This is a genomic window from Staphylococcus sp. mip270_02 (assembly GCF_054031535.1).
Map to the genome: position 1 here is coordinate 1256897 of NZ_CM132934.1, position 20761 is coordinate 1277657.

Genomic DNA, 20761 nt, shown 5'->3' on the forward strand with positions numbered 1-20761 from the left:
ATATACGCTCCCCCTTACAACCATGTGAGAGGGAGCGATTTTTTTATTTAAATTACTATATAAGCTTTATAATATTTTTAATTTAGGTGATTGTTTGTAAAGGCAATTCGTATGTATAAATAATTTGCTATGTAAAAGCTATCTCACAAATTAATTAACCATTGAATTGGAAATGTGTTTGTCAATCATAGGTATTGAAGGAAATTACTGTTTTAATAATAGGAGGCAGAACATGACAAAATTTATTTTTGTAACTGGTGGAGTTGTTTCTTCATTGGGTAAAGGTATCACAGCAGCATCTTTAGGTAGATTATTAAAAGATAGAGGATTGAAAGTAACTATCCAAAAATTTGATCCTTATTTAAACGTAGATCCAGGTACGATGAGCCCGTATCAACATGGTGAGGTATTTGTAACGGATGATGGTGCAGAAACAGACCTAGACCTAGGACATTACGAAAGATTTATTGATATAAATTTAAATAAATATTCAAATGTAACTGCAGGTAAAGTCTATTCTCATGTATTGAAAAAAGAGCGTCGTGGTGATTATTTAGGTGGTACCGTACAAGTTATTCCACATATTACGAATGAAATAAAAGAACGTTTACTTTTAGCAGGGGAAAGTACAAATGCAGATGTTGTTATCACTGAAATCGGTGGTACAACTGGTGATATTGAATCATTACCGTTTATCGAAGCAATTAGACAAATTCGTAGTGATTTAGGCCGTGAAAATGTGATGTATGTACATTGTACGTTACTTCCTTATATTAAAGCTGCTGGTGAAATGAAAACAAAACCAACACAACATAGTGTGAAAGAATTACGTGGACTTGGTATACAACCAGACTTAATTGTAGTTAGAACAGAATACGAACTGACACAAGATTTAAAAGATAAAATTGCCTTATTCTGCGATATTGATAAAGCAAGTGTTATCGAATGCCGTGATGCTGAATCACTATATGAAATTCCATTACAATTAAGTAACCAAGATATGGATGACATTGTGATAAAACGTTTAGAATTAAACGCGAAGTATGAAACTCAACTAGATGAATGGCAATATTTATTAGATACTGTAAATAGTTTGGATGGTAAAATAACAATAGGTTTGGTAGGAAAGTACGTAAGTTTACAAGATGCTTATCTTTCAGTTGTTGAATCATTGAAACATGCTGGATACCCATTGAAAAAAGATATTGAAGTAAGATGGATTGATTCTAGCGAAGTAACAGATGAAAACGTCTCAGAAGTTCTAGCTGATGTAGATGGCATTTTAGTACCAGGTGGATTTGGTTTCCGTGCAAGTGAAGGGAAAATATCTGCGATTAAATATGCACGTGAAAATAATGTACCTTACTTTGGTATTTGTTTAGGTATGCAACTTGCCACTGTTGAGTTTGCCAGAAATGTAATTGGTCTTGATGGTGCACATTCTGCTGAGTTAGATCCTAGTACACCACACCCAATTATTGACTTATTACCTGAACAAAAAGATATCGAAGACTTAGGTGGAACTTTACGTTTAGGATTATACCCGTGTCATATTCAAGAAGGTACTTTAGCTCATGATATTTACAACGAAACGAATATTGAAGAAAGACATCGTCATCGTTATGAATTTAATAACGATTATAGAGAACAGCTTGAAGCGAACGGCATGGTATTCTCTGGTACAAGCCCAGATGGTCGTTTAATTGAAATGGTAGAGATTCCTGAAAATGACTTCTTTATTGCTTGTCAATTCCATCCAGAATTTTTATCAAGACCTAACCGTCCTCAACAAATTTTCAAAGCATTTATTGAAGCATCTTTAAAACATCAACAAAGTAAATAATATATAGATTTAACGCGATATCAGAAACTTAGTGTTTAGCTAATTTCTAAATATCGCGTTTTTTATAATTGTATTAAAATATAAAATTCAAATCGCTATATTTATATAAAAAATGGTATAAATTATAAGATTTTCATTTTCTGAATAAAAAATGTGAAATAAAAACGCTTACAATTATATAGAAGAATGCAAAAATGATATTACTTTGATATAATTAGATTGTAAAAATATGTGCTTAAAGCACCAAGGAGGAACTTTCATGCCTTTAGTTTCAATGAAAGAAATGTTAATAGACGCAAAAGAAAATGGTTACGCGGTTGGTCAATACAACTTAAATAACTTAGAATTTACACAAGCGATTTTAGAAGCTTCTCAAGAAGAGAACGCTCCAGTAATCCTAGGTGTATCTGAAGGTGCTGCTCGTTACATGGGTGGTTTCTACACAGTTGTTAAAATGGTTGAAGGATTAATGCACGACAAAGAAATTACTATTCCTGTAGCAATACACTTAGACCACGGTTCAAGCTTTGAAAAATGTAAAGAAGCAATTGATGCTGGTTTTACTTCAGTAATGATTGATGCTTCTCATGGTTCATTTGAAGATAATGTTGAAATCACTTCAAAAGTTGTTGAATATGCACATGAGCACGGCGTTTCAGTTGAAGCAGAATTAGGAACTGTTGGCGGACAAGAGGATGATGTTGTTGCTGAAGGCGTTATCTATGCAGACCCTAAAGAGTGTCAAGAACTTGTTGAAAAAACAGGTATCGATACATTAGCTCCAGCCTTAGGTTCAGTACACGGACCTTATAAAGGTGAACCTAAATTAGGATTCAAAGAAATGGAAGAAATTGGTGCTTCTACTGGTTTACCATTAGTACTACATGGTGGTACAGGTATCCCAACTAAAGACATCCAAAAAGCAATTCCTTTTGGTACAGCTAAAATCAATGTAAACACTGAAAACCAAATTGCTTCTGCTAAAGCTGTTCGTGAAGCGTTAGATAACGATAAAGAAGTTTATGATCCTCGTAAATACTTAGGACCGGCTCGTGAAGCGATTAAAGCTACAGTGATTGGTAAAATTAAAGAGTTTGGTACATCTAATAAAGCTAAATAATTTAACTGTTATATAGCAAAAGTTGACTAGGTTATAATTACAATTTGAGCTAATGCTAAGTGGTTCAACCATAAGAACTGCAATTGTCTAATTACTAAATAAACTTTTAGATATCTAGTCGTTTTCTGGGGCGAGAATAAGAAATCAAAATTGAATTTTTGATTTCTGTTTCGCCCCTTTTTTTATGTTATAATTTGTTAGGCTTTGAAAGCTAATAAATAGAATTACAGTGGTTTACATAATTTTTATAAACAAATCTTAAAAAATGATTTAAATTGTAAAATATTGGGAATTAAAAATTATAGTAAAAAATTATATGCATTATGCAGCACTTAATTAAATTTGAAATAGATTTTATGAAACTGTTGTGCTTTGCAAACTGTAATCATTTAATTTATAATGCAAATGATATATTAGAATAGAATATCGATTGAAAGGCAAAGGAGAACAAGCGAATGGCTCAAGAAGTGATTAAAATTAGAGGTGGGCAAACACTTAAAGGTGAAGTGAATAACCACGGTGCTAAAAATAGTGCAGTAGCAATTATACCAGCAGCAATATTGGCTGAAGACAAAGTAACAATTGAAGGCCTTCCAGAAATCTCTGATGTAGAAACTTTAGTAAGTTTACTTGGAGATCTAAACATTGAGACAGAATTAGAAGGTATGACATTACATGTTAACCCTGAAAATATTGAAAATGCACCATTACCAAATAATAAAGTAGAATCATTACGTGCTTCTTATTATATGATGGGAGCAATGTTAGGTAGATTTAAAAAATGTGTCATTGGTTTACCTGGTGGATGTCCTTTAGGACCAAGACCGATTGATCAACATATTAAAGGATTTAAAGCATTAGGTGCAAAAGTAGATGAATCAAGTAGTACTTCTATGAAGATTGAAGCAGACAGATTGGTCGGCGCAAATATATTTTTAGACATCGTAAGTGTAGGTGCTACGATTAATATCATGTTGGCAGCAGTACGTGCTGAAGGTCATACAGTTATTGAAAATGCTGCAAAAGAACCAGAAGTGGTTGATGTAGCTAATTTCTTAATGAGCCTTGGAGCTGATATTAAAGGTGCAGGTACAAGTACAATCAAAATTAATGGGGTAGAACAATTGCATGGTTCACATCATCAAGTGATTCCCGACAGAATTGAAGCGGGTACATATATGTGTATTGCAGCAGCTTGCGGTGAGAACATCAGAATCAATAATATTATCCCAACACATGTAGAACCACTTACAGTTAAACTGAAAGAATTAGGTGTAGATATCCAAGTTGAGGATGATAGCGTACTTATTAGACGTAGCACACCGTATTCAAGCGTTGATATTAAAACATTAGTATATCCAGGATTTGCCACTGACTTACAACAACCAATAACACCTCTATTATTTATGGCTGATGGCGTATCGTTTGTTACTGAAACGATATATCCAGCACGTTTTAAGCATATAGATGAATTGAAAAATATGGGGGCAAATATTTCTGCAGACAATGGTACAGCAACTATAAAACCATCGGAATTAACTGGAGCTGATGTTTACGCAAGTGATTTACGTGCAGGTGCTTGCCTTATTGTAGCTGGATTGTTAGCAGAAGGAGTTACAACTATTTATAATGTAAAACATATTTATCGTGGTTATACAAACATCGTAAAAACTCTACAATCACTTGGTGCAGATATTTGGACTGAAGTAATTTAAAAAATATGGTATACTAAATATACTAAGTAAAAAGTTGTGTATTTAGTGAATATGTATTTTAGAATAAAATCGATAATGAGGTGATAGCCATGGAGGTTTGCCCTTATCTAGAAGAAACCTTTAAAATTGTAGGTAGAAGCTGGAATGGTCTTATTATTAATTATTTATCTAGATGTACGGAAAAATCTGCTCACTTTTCAGATATGAAGCGTGATTTGAAGACGATAACACCACGTGCACTTAGTATAAAATTAACTGACCTTACGGAATGGGGTCTAGTAGAGAAAAATGTAGTATCTACAAGCCCGATGAATATTTTGTATCAGCTTACAGATAAAGGTGATGCTTTAGCGGCAGCGCTAGTACCAATGGAAGAATGGGCACAAGAGTATATTAAACTTGAAAACAAGTAACTAAATACCTTGGACAATCGAGTCTGAAACGTCAATATGATGTTTTAGGCTCGTTTTTTATATACTAGTAGTTGTGAGCAGTTATGTTTAAAAATACAAAATCTCGGTTAGAATATAATTATCAACATAACTTAAGGAGTGAATATATAATGAGAAATTTCACTAAACAATATATCAACGGTGAATGGATTGAAAGTGCAAGTGGCGAAACGATAGAAGTTATCAATCCTGCAACAGAAGAAGTAGCGGGTACAATCGCGAAAGGTAACAAAGAAGATGTTGATAAAGCAGTGGATGCAGCAGAAAATGTATATTTTGAATTTAGACACAGTTCAGTTCAAGAAAGAAAAGAACTATTAGATAAAATTGTTCAAGAGTATAAAAATAGAAAAGAAGATCTTATAGAAGCTATTACTGATGAACTAGGTGCGCCTTTAGACGTTTCAGAAAACGTCCATTATCAAATGGGGTTAGATCATTTTGAGGCAGCACGTGATGCATTAGATAATTTCGAATTTGAGGAGCGCCGTGGTGATGACTTAGTTGTCAAAGAAGCCATTGGTGTGGCTGGTTTAATCACACCTTGGAACTTCCCTACAAATCAAACATCTCTTAAATTATCAGCGGCATTCGCAGCAGGAAGTCCAGTAGTTTTAAAACCATCAGAAGAAACTCCGTTTGCAGCAATTATTTTAGCTGAAATTTTTGATAAAGTAGGCGTGCCAAAAGGTGTATTTAACTTAGTTAATGGTGATGGTAAAGGCGTAGGCAACCCTTTAAGTGAACATCCTAAAGTTAGAATGATGTCATTTACTGGTTCTGGCCCAACAGGCTCAAGTATTATGAAAAAAGCTGCGGAGGATTTCAAAAAAGTGTCACTTGAACTAGGTGGTAAATCACCATATATTATCCTAGATGATGTAGATATAGACGAAGCAGCAAGTGCAGCAACTGGTAAAGTTGTTACAAATACTGGCCAAGTATGTACAGCGGGTACTAGAACCCTCGTACCTGAAAGCATTAAAGAAGATTTCTTAACAGCTGTAAAAGAGAAATTTAGCCAAGTTAAAGTAGGAGACCCACGTGCAGAAGGCACTGAAGTTGGACCTATCATTAGTAAAAAACAATTTGACCAAGTTCAATCATATATTGATAAAGGTATAGAAGAAGGCGCAGAATTATTTTATGGTGGGCCAGGTAAACCAGAAGGTCTAGAAAAAGGATACTTTGCACGCCCAACAATCTTTAACAATGTAGATAATGATATGGTAATTGCTCGAGAAGAAATATTTGGTCCTGTTATGTCAATTATCACTTATAATGATGTAGATGAAGCTATTAAAATCGCAAATGATACAGAATATGGTTTAGCAGCATATGTATATGGCGAGGATCAAGAAACGTTGCATAAAGTAGCCCGTTCATTAGAAGCAGGTACAGTTGAAATTAATGAAGCAGGACGCAAACCAGATTTACCATTCGGTGGCTACAAACAATCAGGTATTGGCCGTGAATGGGGAGACTATGGTATTGAAGAATTCCTAGAAGTTAAATCAATTGCAGGTTACTATAAATAATTTATTTTTAATAGGTTAATTATTTGAAGATGAGGCATATAATTTATGCTTCATCTTTTTTCTGATTTTAGAAAATTGAAATACGTTTTGTAATTAAAAAGGAAATTTGCTATAGTTATAAAAGTAAGTAGCGTAGTTACTACGTTATTTAAAAACTTATTTATGAAATGGGTGCAAGATAATGCCTGAAAAAGTACGGACATCACCTCAGTATGAATCGTTCCACGAATTATACAAAAATTACACTACAAAAGATCTCACTCAAAAAGCCAAATCTCTAAAATTAACAAATTATAGTAAATTGAATAAAAAAGAACTTGTTCTAGCCATTATGGAAGCACAAATGGAAAAAGACGGAAATTATTATATGGAGGGTATCTTAGATGATATTCAACAAGATGGTTATGGTTTCCTAAGAACAGTTAATTATTCTAAAGGTGAAAAAGATATCTATATTTCTGCTAGTCAAATTCGTCGTTTTGAAATTAAACGTGGAGACAAAGTGACTGGCAAAGTGAGAAAGCCTAAAGATAATGAAAAATACTATGGTTTATTACAAGTTGATTTCGTAAATGGTGAGAATGCAGAAGAAGTTAAAAAACGTCCGCATTTCCAAGCTTTGACACCATTATATCCTGAAGAGCGCATTTTATTAGAGACAACAAAACAAAACTTCTCAACGCGTATTATGGATTTAGTAACACCAATCGGTTTAGGACAACGTGGTTTAATTGTTGCCCCGCCAAAGGCTGGTAAAACATCATTGCTTAAGGAAATTGCAAATGCAATTGCGATAAATAAACCAGATGCAGAGTTATTTGTGTTGCTTGTTGGAGAAAGACCTGAAGAGGTTACAGATTTAGAAAGATCAGTTGAATCTGCAGAAGTAGTGCACTCTACATTTGACGAACCACCACAACATCATGTGAAAGTTGCGGAATTATTATTAGAACGTGCAAAACGTCTAGTAGAAATTGGTAAAGACGTCATCATTTTAATGGATTCAATTACTAGGTTAGCTCGTGCTTATAATCTTGTGATTCCTCCTAGTGGTCGTACATTATCTGGTGGTTTAGATCCTGCATCCTTACACAAGCCTAAAGCTTTCTTCGGGGCTGCTAGAAATATTGAAGCGGGTGGTAGTATGACAATTTTAGCTACTGCTCTAGTAGATACTGGGTCTCGGATGGATGATATGATTTATGAGGAATTTAAAGGGACAGGAAATATGGAATTACATCTAGATCGTAAGTTAGCTGAACGTCGTGTATTCCCAGCAATCGATATCGGTCGTAGTTCCACTCGTAAAGAAGAATTGCTAATAGATGCAAAAGAGCTTGAGTCATTGTGGCAATTACGTAATATGTTCACAGATTCTACAGATTTTACAGAAAGATTTGTGCGCAAATTGAAACGTACAGATAACAATAAAGAATTCTTTGAACAGTTACAAAAAGCTGCTAAAGAAAGTACTAAGACAGGTAAACCAATTATTTAATCTGAAATAATTCTGTATATACTTAAGCAATATTTGATTTGGGGTTGCGTTTTATATTTAAAGCCATTATAATTATCAAGTATTGGGTAAAAACTCACAAAAAACTCTGTGCCAGATGGTTCAGGGCAAAGGAGCTGAAAAGTAATGAGACAAAATATTCATCCTGAATATCATAAGGTTATCTTTTTAGATACTACTACGGATTTTAAATTCTTAAGTGGTTCAACTAAATCTTCATCAGAAACTATGACATGGGAAGATGGTAATGAATACCCAGTTATTCGTTTAGACATTTCATCTGATTCACACCCATTCTATACAGGACGTCAAAAATTCGCTGCTGCGGATGGTCGTGTGGAACGTTTCAACAAAAAATTCGGATTCAAATCAAGCAACGAATAATTGTTGTTTTAAAGCATTCTCATATTATGAGGATGCTTTTTTACTTTTACATAAATTTAAATTAAAAATGACATAATGGCATGGCGATATTCAAGAAACTCAGACATAAATAAACGCAATTACTTGAAGATATATCATATTTTAACTTAAAAAATATGATATAATAAACCGATTATGTTTTGAAAAAGGTGGAACGCATAATGTATGAAACTTATCATTCCGGGTGGATTGAATGTATTACTGGAAGTATGTTTAGTGGTAAATCTGAAGAGTTAATACGTCGGTTAAGACGTGGCCTTTACGCTAAACAAAAAGTAGTTGTGTTTAAACCAGCTATAGATGACCGTTATCATAAAGACAAAATTGTTTCTCATAATGGTAACGCGATAGAAGCAATTAATATATCAACAGCAGCAGAAATTTTTAAACACGATTTATCAGATGTAGATGTAATCGGTATAGATGAAGTACAATTTTTTGAAAATGGTATCGTCCATATCGCTGAGCAATTAGCTGAAAAAGGACATAGAGTTATAACAGCTGGTTTAGATATGGATTTTAGAGGGAAACCTTTTGAGCCTATACCAGAGCTATTAGCAGTGAGTGAAGATGTAACGAAATTACAAGCTGTTTGTGCAGTTTGTGGTGCATCTTCAAGTCGTACTCAAAGGTTAATAGATGGTAACCCAGCAAAAATAGATGATCCAGTTATATTAGTTGGTGCAAATGAAAGTTATGAACCGAGATGTAGGGCACATCATATCGTCGCACCGAGTAATGATGAGAAGGAGGAAATGTAGTGTTTGATCAATTAGATATTGTAGAAGAAAGATATGAACAATTAAATGAATTATTAAGTGATCCAGATGTTGTGAGCAATCCAGATAATTTACGTAATTATTCAAAAGAACAAGCAGACTTACAAAAAACGGTAGAAGTTTACCGTGACTATAAACAAACAAAAGAAGATTTAGCAGAAGTTGAAGAAATGTTACGTGATACAAAGGATAGTGAAGAAATTGAGATGCTAAAAGAAGAGCATCAAACGCTTCAAAATAAAGTCCCTAAATTAGAAGAAGAACTTAAATTCTTACTTATTCCTAAAGATCCTAACGATGAGAAAGATGTTATTGTAGAAATTCGTGCTGCCGCAGGTGGAGATGAAGCTGCTATCTTTGCTGGGGATTTATTTAGAATGTATTCTAAATACGCTGAAGCACTCAATTACAAGACTGATATTGTAGAAATTACAGAGAGTGATCATGGCGGATATAAAGAAATCAGTTTCTCAGTTTCTGGAAGTGGCGCGTTTAGTAAATTGAAGTATGAGAATGGGGCGCACCGTGTACAACGTGTTCCAGAAACAGAATCTGGTGGCCGTATTCATACATCAACAGCTACTGTGGCTGTTTTGCCAGAAGTAGAAGATGTGGAAATTGAAGTACGTAATGAAGACTTGAAAATTGATACTTATCGTTCTAGTGGTGCAGGCGGTCAGCACGTAAATACGACAGATTCAGCAGTACGTATTACGCATATTCCAACGGGCATTATTGCGACTTCATCAGAAAAATCTCAAATCCAAAACCGTGAAAAGGCTTTAAAAGTATTAAAAGCACGTTTATTTGATATGAAATTACAAGAAGAACAACAAAAATATGCAGCCCAACGTAAATCTGCAGTCGGTACAGGAGACCGTTCAGAACGTATTAGAACATACAATTATCCTCAAAGTCGTGTAACCGACCACAGAATTGGTTTAACATTACAAAAGTTAGATCAAATTATGGAAGGTAAATTGGATGAAATTATAGATGCTTTAACATTAGCTGAACAAACTGATAAATTGAAAGAACTTAACAATGGTGAATTATAAAACTATTTTAAGCAATGCTAAAGAAAAGTGCGTCGACAGAAATATTGAGACGGCTCGAGCTGAATGGTTGATGCTTGATTTGTTTGGTTGGTCCAAGGCACATTATCTAATGCACATGAATGATGAAATATCAGTGTCACATTTAAAAATATTTGATGAAGCAGAGCGTAGAATGCTAAATGGGGAACCGATACAGTACATTACGGGTAAACAAACTTTTTATGGCGAGATTTTTAATGTGAATAAAAATTGTTTGATCCCTAGGCCTGAAACAGAAGAAGTTATGTTACATTTCTATCATCAACTTGAAAAAGGCGATACTGTAGTAGATGTAGGTACAGGAAGTGGTAATATTCCAATTGTACTAAAAAAATTAGATAGCACGCTCAATGTGTATGCAACTGATTTATATCAAAATGCATTAACAGTAGCTGAAGCAAATGCTGAACATCATCAAGTTGAAGTTAAGTTCTTACATGGAGACGGTTTAACACCACTTATAGAACAAGGCGTAAAAGTAAACGGATTAATCTCTAACCCACCGTACATTGATAATGATGAAGCGGAAATGATGGAAGATACAGTGCTGAAATATGAACCACACTCTGCGCTATTCGCAGCAGACAATGGTTACAAAGTTTATGATACAATTTTAGATAGCTTACCAGAAGTCTTACTACCGAATGCCAAAGTAGTATTTGAAATAGGGTTTGCACAAGGTCCTAAATTAAAAGAAAAGATTATCGCAAAATATCCAACATTAGATGTTCAAATTATAAAAGACATTAATAATAACGATCGTATAATTGCTTTCGTATGGTAAAAAAGTTATGCACTGAACATGGACAATCATGAGAGTGCATAACTTTTTATTTTGATTTAAAATGAATAATAAGATGAAAGGATGTGCCTTAATGAAAACGCGTATATGGGATTTACGTCAATATGAATATAATTTGACTGCTTATGATGGGATTGAAGATATAAAATCAATTTTTGAAAAGGGTGGATTAATCGCAATTCCAACTGAAACAGTTTATGGATTAGGTGGAGACGCACGTAATAATCAAGCGATTGAAAAAATTTATGAAGCTAAAGGTAGACCTTCTGATAACCCTTTAATTGTTCATATACATGAACTTAATCAATTAAAGTCATTTACTGCTGACTTAGAACCAGAAGTTGAGCTATTAATGAATACGTTTTGGCCCGGACCTATATCCTTTATTTTACCGTTAAGAAAAGGGTACTTATGTAATCGTGTAAGTGGTGGGCTAAATTCTATTGCTGTGCGAATGCCTAGTCACCCTATAGGCAGAGAGTTACTTCAATTAATTGATATTCCTATTGCTGCGCCTAGTGCAAATTTAAGTGGTAGACCTTCGCCAACGACCTTTGATCATGTATATCATGATTTAGATGGTCGTATAGATGGGATTGTTAATGGTGACCAAAGTGAAGAGGGGCTAGAAAGTACAGTGTTAGACTGTACACAATATCCTTTTAGAATAGCAAGACCTGGATCAATTACAAAATCAATGATTGAAAAAGTATTACCTAACAGTATTGCCACAGATGTATCGTTGAATACTGACAAGCCGATTGCTCCAGGTATGAAATATAAACATTATTCACCAGACACACCTATAAAAATATTAGAAAATTTTCATAAGAAACCTTCATCAGCTAAGAATTGGAGTAAGGTTGCCTTTATTGTCCCACAGAGTCATCGAGAAATAGTTCCAAATCAAGCAAAATTTATACCATTATGTAAAGATGGTAATGATATTAAAGGCGCCAACCATAACCTTTATCATATATTACATCGATTAGATCAAGATCGTGAAATAGAGCGTGCTTATATCTTTGGCTTTACCTTGAACGATGATACTACTGCAATTATGAATAGAATGATGAAAGCAGCTAACCAAACTGTTATAAAAGGAGACCAATTATGAAAATCGTTTTCGTATGTACAGGGAATACATGTAGAAGTCCTTTAGCAGAAAGTATAGCGAAAGCAAAATTACCTAACCATACTATAGTATCAAGAGGTATTTATGCTATGGATGGTCAACCTATCTCTAAACATTCATTAAATATAATAGAAGAAAAAGGATTGCCAGTACCAAAACATGCGATGTCGTTTACACATAAAGATTTAAATGCAGATTTGATTTTGACCATGAGCCGTTCGCATAAGTTAGCTATTCAACAAATGGGTCATGATGCAGCACATGTTTTTACCTTGAACGAATATGTTGGAGTGCATGGAGAAGTCTCAGACCCATTTGGCGGTAATAAAGCTGACTACATTAAAATATTTAATGAATTAAATATACTGATAGATAGTTTAAAAAATAAAATATAAAAAAATTAAATTTGTGAAATGAGTATGAGAGCGTTCGTAAATACGTTATAATGATAACGTGTAGCAAATTTGCTGTCAGTCAATTTTGTATGTTGTTAAAGCACCTTGGTATTTACATACTTTTATTCAACTTAATTAAAAGGGGTGGAAGAATGGAAGACTTAAAGTTACTGTTAAACGAGTTAAAAGCACAATCATTTTTTAAAGCTGGTGAGTTATGCCTCATTGGTTGTTCTACATCTGAAGTAATTGGTGAACGTATCGGTAGCGTTGGATCAATGGAAATTGCTCAAGAAATATTTGGGGCATTAAAAGAAATTGAAAACGAAACAGGCGTTTCGTTTGTATTTCAAGGTTGTGAACATATTAATCGTGCAGTGACCATTGAGAAATCAAACTTTAACCCCATTACAATGGAAGAAGTTACAGTTGTACCAGATGTTCACGCTGGTGGAAGCTTAGCAACTTATGCGTATCAACATATGGTTGATCCAATGGTTGTTGAGCATATTTCTGTACCTAAAGGTATTGATATCGGACAGACTTTAATTGGAATGCATATCAAACATGTGGCTATTCCAGAGCGTACGAGTGTCAAGCAAATTGGTGAAGCAATTGTTACAATCGCTTCTTCAAGACCAAAAAAAATTGGTGGCGAAAGAGCAAAATACAACTAATACAGAAACGAGGGAATTACCAAATGTCATTTATTCAAGAGCAAGATAAGGAAATATATGAAGTGATTCAAAATGAATTTAACCGTCAAAACAACAATATCGAGCTAATTGCTTCAGAAAACTTCGTATCAGAAGCGGTTATGGAAGCGCAAGGTTCAGTATTAACTAACAAATATGCTGAAGGCTACCCAAACAGAAGATACTATGGTGGTTGTGAATTTGTGGATGTTTCAGAAGCTTTAGCGATTGATCGTGCCAAAAAATTATTTGGTGCAGAACATGTTAACGTACAACCACACTCAGGTTCTCAAGCAAATATGGCTGTTTATCTCGTAGCATTAGAACACGGTGATACTGTATTAGGTATGAATTTAAGTCATGGTGGGCACTTAACACATGGCGCGCCTGTTAACTTTAGTGGCCAATTTTATAACTTTGTTGAATACGGCGTAGACGAAGAAAATGAACAAATTGACTATGATGAAGTATTAAAAGTAGCCAAAGAACATCAACCTAAATTAATCGTTGCAGGTGCTTCTGCGTATTCAAGAACAATTGATTTTAAACGTTTTAAAGAAATTGCAGACGAAGTAGGCGCAAAATTGATGGTAGATATGGCTCATATTGCAGGTTTAGTAGCAGTTGGTTTACATCCAAATCCTGTAGAACATGCTGATTTTGTAACTACTACAACTCATAAAACATTACGCGGACCTCGTGGTGGAATGATTTTATGTAAAGAAGAATATAAAAAGCAAATCGATAAAACAATCTTCCCAGGTATCCAAGGTGGTCCATTAGAACACGTTATCGCTGCTAAAGCTGTGGCATTTGGGGAAGCATTGCAAGACGACTTTAAGGTATATCAACAACAAGTAATTAACAATGCTAAAACTTTAGCAAATACATTGACTGACGAAGGATTTAGAGTTGTCTCAGGTGGTACTGATAATCATCTTGTTTCTGTAGATGTCAAAGGTTCAGTAGGCATAACTGGTAAAGTTGCTGAAGAAACATTAGATGCTATAGGTATTACATGTAATAAAAATACAATTCCATTTGATCAAGAAAAGCCATTCGTGACAAGCGGAGTTCGTTTAGGTACACCAGCAGCAACAACACGTGGATTTGATGAAGCTGCTTTTGAAGAAGTTGCAAGAATCATTAGCTTAGTTTTAAAAGATCCAGAAAATGAAAAAGTGTTAGAAGAAGGAAAAGAAAGAGTTAAAGCTTTAACTACTAAACATCCTTTATATAACTAAAATTGGAGGAAATAAATTATGGGCAAAGTACATGTTTTTGACCACCCACTTATTCAACACAAATTAAGTTACATTCGAGACGTACATACTGGGACTAAAGAATTTAGAGAATTAGTAGATGAAGTTGGTATGTTAATGGCATACGAAGTAACAAGAGATTTAGAATTACAAGATGTAGAAATAGAGACACCTGTTACTAAAATGATAGCTAAACGCTTAACAGGTAAAAAATTAGCTTTCGTACCAATTTTAAGAGCTGGTTTAGGTATGACACAAGGCATATTGAACTTAGTACCAGCAGCTAGAATTGGACATGTGGGACTATATAGAGATCCTGAAACACTTGAAGCTGTAGAATACTTTGTAAAATTACCGCAAGACATCGAAGAGAGAGAAATTGTAGTTGTTGATCCTATGTTGGCAACTGGAGCATCAGCTATAGAAGCAATTAACTCACTTAAAAAACGTGGAGCTAAAAATATCCGTTTTATGTGCTTAATTGCAGCGCCTGAAGGTGTAGAAAAACTACAAGAAGCTCACGAAGACGTAGACATTTTCATCGCAGCATTAGACGAGAAATTAGATGAACATGCTTATATTACACCAGGCTTAGGTGATGCAGGAGACCGTTTATTCGGTACAAAATAGTTTCGCCTAGGAGTGGAATAAAATGAAAAAAATAATGACTGTATTTGGGACACGTCCTGAAGCAGTAAAAATGGCCCCTCTTGTACAAGCATTGAAAAAAGATGATGAACTAGATCCGATTGTTGTAGTTTCGGCTCAACATAGGGAAATGCTTGATTCAGTGTTGGAAAGTTTTCATATCACGCCAGATTATGATTTGAATATTATGAAACAAGGGCAATCTTTATCAGAAATTACATCGCGTATTTTACAACGGTTAGAGCATGTCATTCAAGAAGTGAAACCAGATATGATACTGGTTCATGGCGATACTATGACGACTTTTGCTGGGAGTTTAGCTGCTTTATACAATCAAGTACCTATTGGGCATGTTGAAGCTGGCTTACGTACATGGGATAAATATGCGCCATTTCCTGAAGAAATGAATCGACAAATGGTAGGAGTAATGGCAGATTTGAATTTTGCTCCTACTAATAATGCTGCAAATAATCTTATTGCAGAAAACAAACCGTTGGATTCTATAGTAATAACTGGTAATACAGCAATTGATGCGATGAAGACAACGATTCACGAAAATTATCAATCTGATATTATTTCGAAACATAAAGATAAACGTATCATCCTATTGACTGCGCATAGACGTGAGAATATTGGTGAACCAATGTCACATATTTTTAAAGCGGTAAGAGATATTGTGGATACTTATGAAGATGTTGTTGTTGTTTATCCTATGCATAAGAATCCTCAAGTACGAGAAATTGCTGATATTTATTTATCTGGACATAATCGTATAGAATTAGTCGAACCGTTGGAAGTGGTTGATTTCCATAATTTCGCCCACCAATCGTATTTGATATTGACTGATTCTGGAGGAGTACAAGAAGAAGCGCCATCATTAGGCAAACCTGTGTTAGTTTTAAGAGATACAACTGAAAGGCCAGAAGGTGTAGAAGCTGGCACACTTAAAATAGTAGGTACAAATGAACAAACAGTATTTGAGGCTACAAAACAATTACTTGAAAATCAACAAGTGTATGAAACAATGAGTAGTGCCCGCAACCCTTATGGTGATGGTAATGCATCATTACGAATATGTGAGAATATTAAATATTATTTTCATATAATTTCTGAAAAGCCAGAATCATTCAAATAATAAAAGGTGTTAATGTGTCATTTTTGTGACAATCATGTAAAAAATAAAACTACATTTTGAATAGAATTGACACGTTAACTACCCTATATTATTATTAAAATTGTATGATTGAAATGGTTTTCATAATTGAACGAAAAAGACGAAGTGAGGCACAGTCATGAAACGTTTCAACATCTTTTTTAATAGGTACGTTAAATACTATTTTTATGGTATAATTGTGTTATTAATTGTGTTTATTTTCACATACTCACCATTTGTTTTGGGACTTATAATAGGTACGCTCGGATCACTTATTAACACCTTTACTTTCGAATATTATTTAGAGAAAGCAAAAGAGAAAGACAATATACATATATCAACGGGCAACGTTTGGAGATATTTAATAGTGATACTTTCGTGTTGTATTTGGTATTTTTATAAGGAGCAAATTAGTATTATTGGTGTAGTCATTGGTTTAATGATTTCGTATGTTTTGATTGTTTTCAAACCATTTATACACAAGAAATAAATTTAATATATGAAAGAGGTGAGAAAGCATGAAGCATAAAGACCCTCTTGTCAGTTGGGATGTATTCGGTATAGACATCGTGTTTAACCTATCATCAATTTTGATGTTGATTATTACATCGGTTATTGTTTTTGTCATAGCTATTATTTGTACACGCAACCTCAAGAAACGTCCGACTGGTAAGCAAAATTTTATCGAGTGGGTTTTTGACTTTGTACGAGGAATTATTGAAAGTAACATGGCTTGGTCCAAAGGCGGTCAATTCCATTTCTTAGCTGTTACATTAATATTTTTTATATTTGTAAGTAATATGCTAGGGCTACCATTTCAATTAATTTCAGGTCATACACTGTGGTGGAAATCACCGACAGCAGATGCCACCGTAACTTTAACACTATCAACATTAGTCATCCTATTGACACATTATTATGGTGTTAAGATGACAGGTACTAAAGGCTATTTCCAAAACTATACAAAACCTATCTTCTTATTACCGATAAACATTTTTGAAGAATTCACTTCAACGTTAACTCTTGGTTTACGTTTGTACGGTAATATATTTGCAGGTGAGTTATTACTTGGATTATTGTCAGGTTTAGTATTTAGTTTCCCTGCGTGGGGATGGATAATTGGATTACCTGGACTCGTAGTTTGGCAAGGTTTTTCAATATTCATAGGTACAATTCAAGCATACATTTTTGTAATGCTTTCAATGGTTTATATGTCCCATAAAGTTCAGGACAGTCATTAAATAAAATTAAAAGAAAAAATTAGGAGGATTTTATAAATGAATACAATCGCAGCAGCAATCGCAATCGGCTTATCAGCATTAGGTGCAGGTATCGGTAACGGTCTTATCGTTTCAAGAACAGTAGAAGGTGTAGCACGTCAACCAGAAGCACGCGGACAATTAATGGGTATTATGTTCATTGGTATTGGTTTAGTTGAAGCATTACCTATCATTGGTGTAGTTATCGCTTTCATGTCACTATAATTCAAACAGCTATTCAGGCGAAGTCACTGTGACTTTCGCCGTTCGTTTTTATAAATATGTCTTATGATGATAATGAATGAAAGGAGTGTCTATGTAAGTGACTGCTACGACAAATATGTTCGTACTTGGTGCAGCTGGAGCAAGCGGTGTGCAATGGGGAACTATTATAGTTACCTGTATAACTTTCGGTATCTTATTACTATTATTGAAAAAATTTGCATGGGGTCCATTAAAAGAAGTAATGGATAAACGTGAACGTGATATTAATAAAGATATTGATGATGCTGAACAAGCTAAGCTAAATGCACAAAAGTTAGAAGAACAAAATAAACAAACACTAAAAGAAACGCAAGATGAGGTTCAAAGGATTTTAGAAGACTCTAAAATTCAAGCACGTAAACAACATGAAGAAATTATACATGAAGCGAATATCAGAGCAAATGGTATGATTGAAACAGCACAAAATGAAATTAATAGTGAGAAAGAACGTGCAATTGCAGATATCAATAATCAAGTTTCTGAGCTTTCAGTATTAATCGCATCGAAAGTACTTCAAAAAGAAATTTCAGAAAAAGACCAAAAAGCATTAGTTGAAAAGTACATTAAAGAGGCAGGTGATAAGTAATGGCTAAAATAGCAAAAAAATATGCCAAGGCATTATTTGATACTGCTAAAGATGCAGACATCCTTGACGCAATGTATGAAGAATTTTCAACTATTGATAAAGCAGTTCATTCTGAAATAAAGAAGTTACATGAATTGGATAGAGATCCACAAAAAGATGTTGACCAACGTCACCGTTTTGTGAATATTGTTTTTGGCCATGCCAACCAGTATATGCAAAATATGTTGATGATATTAGCTAGTAATCGTCATCTTGGATATATTCATGAAATATACACAGAATTTGAAACTTTATACAATGAACTTCACAATCAAGATTATGCTGTTATCGAATCAGTATATGAACTCTCTGAAGAAGAAGTATCACGTATAGAAGAAATTATAAAAGCTCGTACAAAACTTTCTAAAACAATGATTACTAATAAAATTAATCCAGAACTTATCGGTGGTATCAGAGTAAAAGTAGGTACTAAAGTTATGGACGCAAGTTTGAAAAATGATCTTGCACAATTAGAAAAACAATTTACTAGAGTGAAATAAAAATAAAAGGAGTGACATAGATGGCCATTAAAGCTGAAGAAATCAGTGCATTACTTCGCTCACAAATAGAAAATTATGAGTCGGAAATGGCAGTTACTGATGTAGGTACAGTTCTACAAATTGGTGATGGCATCGCTTTAATCCATGGATTAAATGATGTTATGGCTGGTGAGCTAATAGAATTCAAAAGTGGCGTTCTAGGCTTAGCACAAAACTTAGAAGAATCAAATGTAGGTGTCGTTATTTTAGGGCCATACGCTGATATCAAAGAAGGGGACGAAGTAAAACGTACTGGACGTATTATGGAAGTACCTGTAGGTGATGAATTAATCGGCCGTGTGGTTAATCCATTAGGACAAGCTATTGATGGGCAAGGACCAATCAATACTACTAAAACACGCCCTGTAGAGAAGAAAGCAACTGGTGTAATGGATCGTAAATCCGTTGATGAACCACTACAAACAGGTATTAAAGCCATTGATGCGCTTGTACCAATTGGTCGTGGGCAACGTGAATTGATTATCGGTGACCGTCAAACTGGTAAAACAACAGTAGCAATCGATACAATTTTAAACCAAGCTGATCAAGATACAATCTGTATTTATGTCGCAATTGGACAAAAAGATTCAACAGTTCGTGCCAATGTTGAAAAATTACGTCAAGAAGGCGCATTAGATTATACAATCATCGTATCTGCATCAGCAGCAGATCCGGCTCCAATGCTTTACATAGCGCCATATGCTGGTGTTGCTATGGCTGAGGAATTCATGTTTGCTGGTAAAGATGTATTAATCGTTTATGATGACTTAACGAAACAAGCTGCTGCTTATCGTGAATTATCATTATTATTACGTAGACCGCCAGGCCGTGAAGCTTATCCAGGTGATGTATTCTACTTACACAGTAGATTACTTGAGAGAGCTGCGAAATTAAATGATGATTTAGGTGGAGGCTCAATTACTGCTTTACCAATTATCGAAACACAAGCTGGTGATATTGCAGCATACGTTCCAACAAACGTAATCTCAATTACTGACGGGCAAATCTTCTTACAATCAGATTTATTCTTCTCTGGTGTTAGACCTGCAATTAACGCAGGACAATCCGTATCACGTGTTGGTGGTTCAGCTCAAATTAAAGCGATGAAAAAAGTTGCCGGTACATTACGTTTAGATTTAGCGTCTTATCGTGAATTAGAGTCATTCGCTCAATTTGGTTCTGATTTAGATGAATTCACTGCTCAAAAATTAGAGCGTGGTAAACGTACGGTTGAAATCTTGAAACAAGATAAAAATAAACCACTACCTGTAGAAAACCAAGTTTTAATTATTTATGCTTTAACTAAAGGTTATTTAGACGATATCCCTGTTGAAGATATTACACGTTTCGAAGACGAGTTAAATCAATGGGCTAAATCTAATGCGACTGAATTATTAAATGAAATCAGAACTTCAGGTGCGCTTCCTAAAGATGACGCGTTTGAATCTGCAATTAATGAATTTAAAAAAAGTTTCAGTAAGTCAGAAGCGTAATAGTTAAA

At 34.4% G+C, this 20761-nt stretch carries 22 protein-coding genes; all 22 read left to right on the forward strand.

All coding sequences use genetic code 11. The features are described 5' to 3' along the window. The first annotated feature begins 232 nt into the window (after positions 1-232). The 22 genes from ACW5YJ_RS05715 to atpA all read left to right on the forward strand — a co-directional run bounded on the left by ACW5YJ_RS05715 (position 233) and on the right by atpA (position 20753). Positions 233-1843 carry a CTP synthase gene (locus ACW5YJ_RS05715; RefSeq protein ID WP_017722072.1) on the forward strand — a complete coding sequence of 537 codons (1611 nt, stop codon included), beginning with the start codon at positions 233-235 and terminating at the stop codon, positions 1841-1843. A 259-nt stretch (positions 1844-2102) separates the two neighbouring features. Beyond that, positions 2103-2963 carry a class IIb fructose-bisphosphate aldolase FdaB gene (gene fdaB, locus ACW5YJ_RS05720; RefSeq protein WP_017722073.1) on the forward strand — a complete coding sequence of 287 codons (861 nt, stop codon included), beginning with the start codon at positions 2103-2105 and terminating at the stop codon, positions 2961-2963. Between the two features lie 455 nt (positions 2964-3418). Continuing rightward, entirely contained in the window at positions 3419-4678 is a 1260-nt protein-coding gene (locus ACW5YJ_RS05725) for a UDP-N-acetylglucosamine 1-carboxyvinyltransferase (RefSeq protein WP_017722074.1), read from the forward strand. Between the two features lie 89 nt (positions 4679-4767). Then, positions 4768-5091, forward strand: coding sequence for a winged helix-turn-helix transcriptional regulator (locus ACW5YJ_RS05730; RefSeq protein ID WP_017722075.1), 324 nt, complete (start codon positions 4768-4770; stop codon positions 5089-5091). Between the two features lie 149 nt (positions 5092-5240). Further along, the gene (locus tag ACW5YJ_RS05735) at positions 5241-6668 is read left to right on the forward strand and encodes an aldehyde dehydrogenase family protein (RefSeq protein ID WP_017722076.1); all 1428 of its coding nucleotides are present in this window, start codon (positions 5241-5243) and stop codon (positions 6666-6668) included. Positions 6669-6849: 181 nt separating this feature from the next. Continuing rightward, positions 6850-8166 (forward strand): transcription termination factor Rho, encoded by a 1317-nt coding sequence (rho, locus tag ACW5YJ_RS05740; protein ID WP_017722077.1) that lies wholly within the window; start codon positions 6850-6852, stop codon positions 8164-8166. A gap of 144 nt (positions 8167-8310) precedes the next feature. Then, positions 8311-8568 carry a type B 50S ribosomal protein L31 gene (locus tag ACW5YJ_RS05745; protein WP_017722078.1) on the forward strand — a complete coding sequence of 86 codons (258 nt, stop codon included), beginning with the start codon at positions 8311-8313 and terminating at the stop codon, positions 8566-8568. A gap of 200 nt (positions 8569-8768) precedes the next feature. Next, the gene (locus ACW5YJ_RS05750; RefSeq protein WP_017722079.1) at positions 8769-9368 is read left to right on the forward strand and encodes a thymidine kinase; all 600 of its coding nucleotides are present in this window, start codon (positions 8769-8771) and stop codon (positions 9366-9368) included. Next, on the forward strand, positions 9368-10444 hold the full coding sequence (gene prfA / locus ACW5YJ_RS05755) for a peptide chain release factor 1 (protein WP_017722080.1): 1077 nt from the start codon (positions 9368-9370) through the stop codon (positions 10442-10444). The genes ACW5YJ_RS05750 and prfA overlap by 1 nt, the downstream gene beginning before the upstream one ends. After that, entirely contained in the window at positions 10431-11267 is an 837-nt protein-coding gene (gene prmC / locus ACW5YJ_RS05760) for a peptide chain release factor N(5)-glutamine methyltransferase (protein WP_017722081.1), read from the forward strand. The genes prfA and prmC overlap by 14 nt, the downstream gene beginning before the upstream one ends. A 91-nt stretch (positions 11268-11358) precedes the next feature. After that, positions 11359-12402, forward strand: coding sequence for an L-threonylcarbamoyladenylate synthase (locus ACW5YJ_RS05765; protein ID WP_457338571.1), 1044 nt, complete (start codon positions 11359-11361; stop codon positions 12400-12402). Beyond that, a complete protein-coding gene (locus tag ACW5YJ_RS05770; protein ID WP_457338572.1) occupies positions 12399-12815 on the forward strand; it encodes a low molecular weight protein arginine phosphatase in 417 nt (138 codons plus the stop codon). Before ACW5YJ_RS05765 ends, ACW5YJ_RS05770 begins: the two co-directional genes overlap by 4 nt. A gap of 152 nt (positions 12816-12967) precedes the next feature. Beyond that, on the forward strand, positions 12968-13492 hold the full coding sequence (locus ACW5YJ_RS05775; RefSeq protein WP_457338573.1) for a TIGR01440 family protein: 525 nt from the start codon (positions 12968-12970) through the stop codon (positions 13490-13492). A 23-nt stretch (positions 13493-13515) separates the two neighbouring features. Then, positions 13516-14754, forward strand: coding sequence for a serine hydroxymethyltransferase (glyA, locus tag ACW5YJ_RS05780; protein ID WP_457338574.1), 1239 nt, complete (start codon positions 13516-13518; stop codon positions 14752-14754). Positions 14755-14772: 18 nt separating this feature from the next. After that, positions 14773-15402 (forward strand): uracil phosphoribosyltransferase, encoded by a 630-nt coding sequence (gene upp / locus ACW5YJ_RS05785; RefSeq protein ID WP_017722086.1) that lies wholly within the window; start codon positions 14773-14775, stop codon positions 15400-15402. Between the two features lie 22 nt (positions 15403-15424). Beyond that, on the forward strand, positions 15425-16555 hold the full coding sequence (gene wecB, locus ACW5YJ_RS05790) for a non-hydrolyzing UDP-N-acetylglucosamine 2-epimerase (protein WP_457338575.1): 1131 nt from the start codon (positions 15425-15427) through the stop codon (positions 16553-16555). A gap of 157 nt (positions 16556-16712) precedes the next feature. After that, positions 16713-17063, forward strand: a complete 351-nt coding sequence (locus ACW5YJ_RS05795) for an ATP synthase subunit I (protein WP_080619628.1) — start codon at positions 16713-16715, stop codon at positions 17061-17063. A 28-nt stretch (positions 17064-17091) separates the two neighbouring features. Further along, positions 17092-17814 carry a F0F1 ATP synthase subunit A gene (gene atpB, locus ACW5YJ_RS05800; RefSeq protein WP_017722088.1) on the forward strand — a complete coding sequence of 241 codons (723 nt, stop codon included), beginning with the start codon at positions 17092-17094 and terminating at the stop codon, positions 17812-17814. Between the two features lie 36 nt (positions 17815-17850). Then, on the forward strand, positions 17851-18057 hold the full coding sequence (gene atpE / locus ACW5YJ_RS05805) for a F0F1 ATP synthase subunit C (protein ID WP_017722089.1): 207 nt from the start codon (positions 17851-17853) through the stop codon (positions 18055-18057). Between the two features lie 97 nt (positions 18058-18154). Further along, positions 18155-18682 (forward strand): F0F1 ATP synthase subunit B, encoded by a 528-nt coding sequence (locus ACW5YJ_RS05810; protein ID WP_017722090.1) that lies wholly within the window; start codon positions 18155-18157, stop codon positions 18680-18682. After that, the gene (locus ACW5YJ_RS05815) at positions 18682-19221 is read left to right on the forward strand and encodes a F0F1 ATP synthase subunit delta (RefSeq protein WP_119603883.1); all 540 of its coding nucleotides are present in this window, start codon (positions 18682-18684) and stop codon (positions 19219-19221) included. Before ACW5YJ_RS05810 ends, ACW5YJ_RS05815 begins: the two co-directional genes overlap by 1 nt. Before the next feature lie 20 nt (positions 19222-19241). Then, positions 19242-20753, forward strand: a complete 1512-nt coding sequence (gene atpA, locus ACW5YJ_RS05820; RefSeq protein WP_107530642.1) for a F0F1 ATP synthase subunit alpha — start codon at positions 19242-19244, stop codon at positions 20751-20753. Positions 20754-20761 lie beyond the last annotated feature (8 nt).

Bases quoted from the DNA above. Each gene is read 5' to 3' on its own strand.
- ACW5YJ_RS05715 (WP_017722072.1), top strand. From the start codon at position 233: ATGACAAAATTTATTTTTGTAACTGGTGGAGTTGTTTCTTCATTGGGT.
- fdaB (WP_017722073.1), top strand. From the start codon at position 2,103: ATGCCTTTAGTTTCAATGAAAGAAATGTTAATAGACGCAAAAGAAAAT.
- ACW5YJ_RS05725 (WP_017722074.1), top strand. From the start codon at position 3,419: ATGGCTCAAGAAGTGATTAAAATTAGAGGTGGGCAAACACTTAAAGGT.
- ACW5YJ_RS05730 (WP_017722075.1), top strand. From the start codon at position 4,768: ATGGAGGTTTGCCCTTATCTAGAAGAAACCTTTAAAATTGTAGGTAGA.
- ACW5YJ_RS05735 (WP_017722076.1), top strand. From the start codon at position 5,241: ATGAGAAATTTCACTAAACAATATATCAACGGTGAATGGATTGAAAGT.
- rho (WP_017722077.1), top strand. From the start codon at position 6,850: ATGCCTGAAAAAGTACGGACATCACCTCAGTATGAATCGTTCCACGAA.
- ACW5YJ_RS05745 (WP_017722078.1), top strand. From the start codon at position 8,311: ATGAGACAAAATATTCATCCTGAATATCATAAGGTTATCTTTTTAGAT.
- ACW5YJ_RS05750 (WP_017722079.1), top strand. From the start codon at position 8,769: ATGTATGAAACTTATCATTCCGGGTGGATTGAATGTATTACTGGAAGT.
- prmC (WP_017722081.1), top strand. From the start codon at position 10,431: ATGGTGAATTATAAAACTATTTTAAGCAATGCTAAAGAAAAGTGCGTC.
- ACW5YJ_RS05765 (WP_457338571.1), top strand. From the start codon at position 11,359: ATGAAAACGCGTATATGGGATTTACGTCAATATGAATATAATTTGACT.
- ACW5YJ_RS05770 (WP_457338572.1), top strand. From the start codon at position 12,399: ATGAAAATCGTTTTCGTATGTACAGGGAATACATGTAGAAGTCCTTTA.
- ACW5YJ_RS05775 (WP_457338573.1), top strand. From the start codon at position 12,968: ATGGAAGACTTAAAGTTACTGTTAAACGAGTTAAAAGCACAATCATTT.
- glyA (WP_457338574.1), top strand. From the start codon at position 13,516: ATGTCATTTATTCAAGAGCAAGATAAGGAAATATATGAAGTGATTCAA.
- upp (WP_017722086.1), top strand. From the start codon at position 14,773: ATGGGCAAAGTACATGTTTTTGACCACCCACTTATTCAACACAAATTA.
- wecB (WP_457338575.1), top strand. From the start codon at position 15,425: ATGAAAAAAATAATGACTGTATTTGGGACACGTCCTGAAGCAGTAAAA.
- ACW5YJ_RS05795 (WP_080619628.1), top strand. From the start codon at position 16,713: ATGAAACGTTTCAACATCTTTTTTAATAGGTACGTTAAATACTATTTT.
- atpB (WP_017722088.1), top strand. From the start codon at position 17,092: ATGAAGCATAAAGACCCTCTTGTCAGTTGGGATGTATTCGGTATAGAC.
- atpE (WP_017722089.1), top strand. From the start codon at position 17,851: ATGAATACAATCGCAGCAGCAATCGCAATCGGCTTATCAGCATTAGGT.
- ACW5YJ_RS05815 (WP_119603883.1), top strand. From the start codon at position 18,682: ATGGCTAAAATAGCAAAAAAATATGCCAAGGCATTATTTGATACTGCT.
- atpA (WP_107530642.1), top strand. From the start codon at position 19,242: ATGGCCATTAAAGCTGAAGAAATCAGTGCATTACTTCGCTCACAAATA.